The organism is Moorena sp. SIO2C4, from assembly GCF_010672485.1.
In the GTDB taxonomy this organism is placed as follows: Bacteria; Cyanobacteriota; Cyanobacteriia; order Cyanobacteriales; family Coleofasciculaceae; genus Moorena; species Moorena producens.
The window spans coordinates 1-5136 of sequence record NZ_JAAHGN010000526.1 but is presented as its reverse complement, the minus strand read 5'-3'; the positions used below and the strand labels follow the sequence as shown (position 1 = coordinate 5136).

Genomic DNA, 5136 nt, shown 5'->3' with positions numbered 1-5136 from the left:
GGAGTAGGGAGTAGGGAGCAGGGAGCAGGGAACAGGGAACAGGGAGCAGGCAAGACGCAAGACGCAAGACACAAGACGCAAGACGCAATAGTTGGGACAGCCTGCCCCGTAATGAACCACTGTTCGCTCAAAAAATTGTAAACCCTAAATGCCTTTAGGGTTAAGATTTCAGGCTAGACCGCACTTAGTAAGAGCCTCGCTAGTTTTCCGCATTATAAGTAGGAAAGTCAGTATAACCTTCTTTACCTGGAGAATACCAAACTTTAACATCTGGAATAGGATTAAGAGGCCAATTATTAGCGAAGCGATCAACCAAATCTGGATTACTCAGAATCGGTCTTCCGAAAGCAATTAAATCCGCCACACCTTCTTGAATTGCCGCTTCTGCTGTTTCTTTACTATAGCCGCAATTACCAATAATTGGACCATCAAAAACGTTTCTAAGCTCAGCCAAAGTCATCGGTTCTCCTAATTCATGAAATCCAAACGCCAACCCATCTAATACATGGATATAAGCTAACCCATAACTGTTTAACTCTTTAGCTACATAAAGAAATGTTTCACGATAATCCACAGACCCCATATCATTAAATAAACCATTAGGAGACAAACGAACCCCCACTCTATTGACTGGGAAAACAGTTATTACAGCTTCGATTACTTCTTTGAGTAAACGATATCTATTCTCAATAATACCACCATAGTTATCTGTTCTTTGGTTGGTTTTAGATTGCAGAAAAGAGTCCAGTAAATAACCATTAGCTGAATGAATCTCTACCCCATCAAAACCTGCATGTTTGGCATTTTCAGCCGCTTTTTTATACTCTTCTACTATTTGGGGTATTTCTTCAGTTTCCAGGGCTCGTGGAGTTTCGTGAGGCTGTTTTCCCTGAGGGGTATGAACATATTCTTCGTTAATTTTAATGGCTGAAGGAGCAACAGCTAGCTTACCATCATGGAAACTACTATGAGAAGCCCTACCACAGTGCCAAAGCTGCAAAAATAATGGCGTATTCTTAGAGTGTACACTACTAACAACTTTTTTCCACCCTTCAGTTTGTTCCAGAGTATAAATACCAGGAGCATTTACCCAACCGTTAGCTTGAGGGGAAATAAAAGTACCTTCAGTGATAATTAGACCTACTCCAGTTCTTTGAGTATAATATTCCACCATTAAATCATTGGGAATACCCATATTAACTGCTCTCCCTCTAGTTAAAGGAGGCATTACTACTCGGTTTTTTAAAGATAAATCACCTAATTCAAAAGGGCTTAGTAGTTTGGACAAAGAGAGTGGAGCCGTCATTTATTGTACCCCTCAATGTAAATTGACTCAAATCCATTTAAACAAAATATAGCAATCCTAAATGATTTGTGACAAGTTAGGGGCTTGGTATGTTTTGCTCAAGCGCCAGGGTTAGGTTGCTGCCCGTAACGCACCACTGCTGGGTCAAACAACTTTTAGGAGATGCACCCGATGGGAGAGTGTGGGAAGAAAGAATAGGGTATATTATATAGCTGTTTTCATAGTAATAATATATATATGATATAGGTTTTTTCCCGGGTGGATATCGGAACCTATAGCCAGAGCTATTCATACTGATCAAATTGCACAACTGTTTTCTTGGATGGGGGGAAAGGTTAGCAACAGACCAAGAAAGCCAAAATGCGATTGACCAAAGGTCACGCTACGCGATTGGCCGTAGGCCACGCTAAAAGCGAACGCGCTTGTGGCTGGGTGCATCTCCTAAAAGCTGTTTGACCTGGTGGTTGGAATGGGCATCAGGCGTGGAACGGGCATCTTGCCCGTTTCATTTCCGGACGGACTGTCCCAACACTGGCTACCGATAAAATCAGGGCGAGCCCGTCCCTAAAGCACCACTAGCCACTAAATTCTAAATTCTTCATTCTAAATTCTTCATTCTAAATTCTTCATTCTAAATTCTTCATTCTTCATTCTTCATTCTAAATTCTTCATTCTAAATTCTTCATTCTAAATTCTTCATTCTAAATTCTTCATTCTAAATTCTTCATTCTAAATTCTTCATTCTAAATTCTTCATTCTAAATTCTTCATTCTAAATTCTAAATTCTAAACTAAACCCCAGTAACACCTCATTTCCTGTTAACACTACAGGCATTGCTACTACTTCCACAGGTTGATTTGCCAGATAAATTTCTACCAGTTTATCCTGAGGATTAATCAACCAACCCAAACGCAAGCCACTGGCTAGATACTCTTGGATTTTCTCCTGTAGGGGCTTTAATCGATCTGTCCGTGAGCGCAACTCAATCACAAAATCGGGGCAAATGGGTGGAAAACCTTCTCTTTCTGTTTGACTCAGTGCTTTCCATCTTTCCAGCGCTACCCAAGCTACATCGGGAGAGCGATCGCCACCACCTGGTAAACTAAACACAGTCTGAGAGCTAAACACAACCTTAATATTTAAAAAACCAGCGATGCACAGAATTTTTTCTCTGTTCCCGATTCCCGACTCCCCAGGGCTGTTTCATTCTAAATTGCAATATTTTATGCATTGACGAGGATACGTCTTTTCAGCCTTCGAGCATTCAGGTATGTGATGGCTGAAAGCCTTTAAACTCGTTACCTAGATCCAGAATGAAATAACCCTGCCGACTCCCGATTCCCGACTCCCGATTCCCGATTCCCGATTCCCGACTCCCGATTCCCGACTCCCGACTCCCGATTCCCGACTCCCTAAAATAAATAGATTATCCGCCCCTAACGCTGATTCTGCAATTTTCTCATTTCCTCTTGCACCCCCACTGCCACCTGCAAGGCTTGATCTAGCACTCGTCCATACTCACTGGCCTGATCACTCAAGTGCAGGGCAGTCAAGGTGGTTAAATTAGTAGTAAATAGCTGAGGATTCTTAGTAATAAACTGCTTATTCTCTCTGAGAATTCGTTCTGTCTTCAAGGCACGCACTAAATCCGTTTTCATCACCTTAAGGGCTTCGAGCACTCGCTCCCGATTGCTGAGACCAACACCTGGATTACCAGCTTCTTCCAATTGATCATTAATGTATACAGCTCTAATCACCGTATTGTATCGATCCACTTCTTTCACCAGCCGTCTAACTGCCTTATATTTCAACCATAGAAAGGTACCTCTACCCAATTTGATCAGGAAATCTCCTGGTTCTTTTGGTTTCTCTAGGAAAAAACCTCTGACTCGCTCTGGCTTCTCCCCAATCAAATTGGATAGATAGTCCTCTGAAATCACCAAGTCCTGCAAATCAGGTCGCATAGTTGTCCGTGCCTATGATAAGATAGTGGTCGAGAGCGTCTTAACCTATAAGCTTAACACGGTATTAATACCTTACCGTTAAGCTCAAGACACCTGTTAGGGGTCAGGGGCATGACTGGGTATATGGTAAGCATTCAGCGGTCAGCGTTTAGCGGTCAGCCTTTGGCCAATGGCACCTCAAGTAGTGTGCGTGTAGCGCATAAGCTGATACGCGACACGCTGATAGCTAATAGCTGATACCTGAATAGCTACGGTATATGACCACATAAAACAAGGATGCGATCGCATTCCCAATACTAATCATAAAAAGCCAGTTAACTTACTAACACAAACGAAAACTTAGCTAAAACTGCACCAAGCAATACTAAGTTTCCTCAATACACTGCAAGTCTCTGGCCTTAAAACGCACTGGCATCCCATCAGACGGATAAATCAAAAGGTTTGTATACAGTTATAAAAAGTGTCACATAGTCTAGCAATCTCTACAACTATTTGGTATACTTAAGGGAGGTTACTGATACCACTACGTAAGGCGGTCGAACTTACGGGACTCTCCAGAAATACCTTTCGCAAGTATGCAGATAATGGCACGATCAAATGCGAACGCACCCCAAGTGGTTACAGACTCTTCGATACAGAAAGCTTACTCACCTTCGGAAAGGCGGGCAAAACTGTGGTTGCTACTATCTGTTACTGCCTCCTCAGCAGCCAAAAACAAAGGAATGACCTTAATCGACAGGTTGCTTATATGCACTCCCTCTATCCAGAAGCGGAAATCATCTTTGACATCGGATCAGGACTTAACTACAAAAGATTTGGGCTTAAAACCATACTGGAGCGACTTATGCGTGGGGATCAGCTCACAATTATTGTTGCCTGTCTCGACAGACTTACCCGGTTTGGGTTTGAACTCTTTGAGTACTTGGTTAGAAGTTACCGTAAGAGTAGTGCAGCCTTTATAGTTGGTAAATTATGCAGCATAGGGTAAAGGTTTTGTAGTAAGGCTGCACTACTCTAAGGTTTCATCTCCGGTCAGTCTCAACGGTGGAAAAATCATGGGATCCGACAACCCTGAAAGCTGTCTTTGATCAGAATTTACCGCCGATATTCTCTCAATCATTCACGTCTGCTCTTGTAGAGTCCAAGGACTCAGGAAATACGGTTCAAAAATCAAAAAAGATCCGACTATTCCTAAAAGCTGACCAACGTCAATTGATTAATCGCTGGTTTGGAGTGTCCCGTTATGTTTTCAACAAGACCGTAGAAATCCTCAAAAATGGCGAAGTTAAAGCTAACTGGTTGGCCATCAAGACTGACATCCTTAACAGTCTTCCTGAATGGTGTAAAACAGTACCTTATCAAATTAAATCGATAGGGATAAAGGATGCCTGCACTGCGGTCATAGAGGCTAAGAAAAAATACAATTTGACTGGGCAAATTAATCGAGTTCGCTTTAGGTCTCGAAAAACTCCTGTTCAGTCTTGCTACATCCCAAAATCCGCTGTTTCAGTAAAGGGGATCTACCCTACAAAATTAGGAGAGTTAACCTTTGCTGAAAGCCTACCAGATCACCTATGTGACTATCGATTAATTAGCACCAATGGGGACTATTATTTAGTAGTCCCTTACAAAGCAACTCGAAACAAAGCCGAGAATCAAGGCAAGGTAGTTGCTCTCGATCCTGGTGTTAGAACTTTTTTGACGTTTTTTAGCTGTCCGGCAAAATTCATCCCACACCTATGCTACGCATTAGGTGTGGGATGAATTTTGCACAGGGTATTATAAAATTGCTATAATATATGTACTGATAAACAAAGCCGTTCGCGTAGCGTGGCCTACGGCCTTAAATGCTGGGCAAGTCAGCCA

At 42.3% G+C, this 5136-nt stretch carries 4 protein-coding genes and 1 pseudogene; 2 read left to right on the top strand and 3 right to left on the bottom strand.

What is annotated here, in order from left to right; translation table 11 throughout:
* Nucleotides 1-199: 199 nt before the first annotated feature.
* The 3 genes and pseudogenes from F6K20_RS23575 to F6K20_RS23565 form a co-directional block, all read right to left on the bottom strand.
* Nucleotides 200-1306 carry an alkene reductase gene (locus tag F6K20_RS23575; protein WP_008185851.1) on the bottom strand — a complete coding sequence of 369 codons (1107 nt, stop codon included), beginning with the start codon at nucleotides 1304-1306 and terminating at the stop codon, nucleotides 200-202.
* Between the two features lie 771 nt (nucleotides 1307-2077).
* Nucleotides 2078-2500, bottom strand: a pseudogene (locus F6K20_RS23570) (Uma2 family endonuclease); the annotation flags it as partial.
* 242 nt (nucleotides 2501-2742) lie between these two features.
* A complete protein-coding gene (locus F6K20_RS23565; protein WP_287251506.1) occupies nucleotides 2743-3270 on the bottom strand; it encodes a hypothetical protein in 528 nt (175 codons plus the stop codon).
* Between the two features lie 673 nt (nucleotides 3271-3943).
* On the opposite strand from F6K20_RS23565, the gene F6K20_RS23560 reads away from it, so the two are divergent.
* Nucleotides 3944-4258 carry a recombinase family protein gene (locus tag F6K20_RS23560; RefSeq protein ID WP_229414555.1) on the top strand — a complete coding sequence of 105 codons (315 nt, stop codon included), beginning with the start codon at nucleotides 3944-3946 and terminating at the stop codon, nucleotides 4256-4258.
* 56 nt (nucleotides 4259-4314) lie between these two features.
* A complete protein-coding gene (locus F6K20_RS23550) occupies nucleotides 4315-5034 on the top strand; it encodes a helix-turn-helix domain-containing protein (protein WP_502708867.1) in 720 nt (239 codons plus the stop codon).
* The last annotated feature ends 102 nt before the right edge of the window (nucleotides 5035-5136 follow it).